This is a genomic window from Ruegeria sp. AM9, from assembly GCF_056540565.1.
Genome location: NZ_JBQFWY010000070.1, coordinates 1 through 510, shown reverse-complemented (window position 1 = coordinate 510; position 510 = coordinate 1). Strand labels below are relative to the sequence as shown.

General features: G+C 58.6%; 1 pseudogene. It reads left to right on the top strand.

The features are described 5' to 3' along the window. Nucleotides 1-42 precede the first annotated feature (42 nt). Nucleotides 43-510 (top strand): annotated as a pseudogene (locus ACR0DO_RS19640) (AsmA family protein); the annotation flags it as partial.

Genomic DNA, 510 nt, shown 5'->3' with positions numbered 1-510 from the left:
GACCTTCCCACCTATGCTTCGGGTGTCGCGACGCCTTTGACCGTGACGTTGACTGCTCCTGGCGGAGACGTGCGATTTGAGGGCCGCGTTAACCTCGCTGGTGAGATGGACGGCAATTTCCACGTCAGAACGCAAAACACCGAGCGGATGCTGGCAGCCTTCGGTCAAGCTGGCGTTGGCGTACCACTGGGGTTGGGGACGGCGGCAGACATATCGGGGCATATGACTTACACGCAGGATGGTCGCATTTCTGTTCGCGATATGATTGCTCAACTGGACGAAAACCGAGTGACCGGCGAGGCGGATATTCTGATCTCGGATCCTCCACAAATCACGGCGCGGCTGGACGCTGGTGACTTGGACCTGTCGAAATATAACACGGCCCCGGCAGGCCCGTCAGGCGGAACAAGCACAGGTCCGGTTAACGACAAAGGGTGGTCCACCGATCCTATCGACGCATCGGCTTTGGCACTGGCGAACGGGAAAATTCGGCTGAAGGCCAGCTCGATT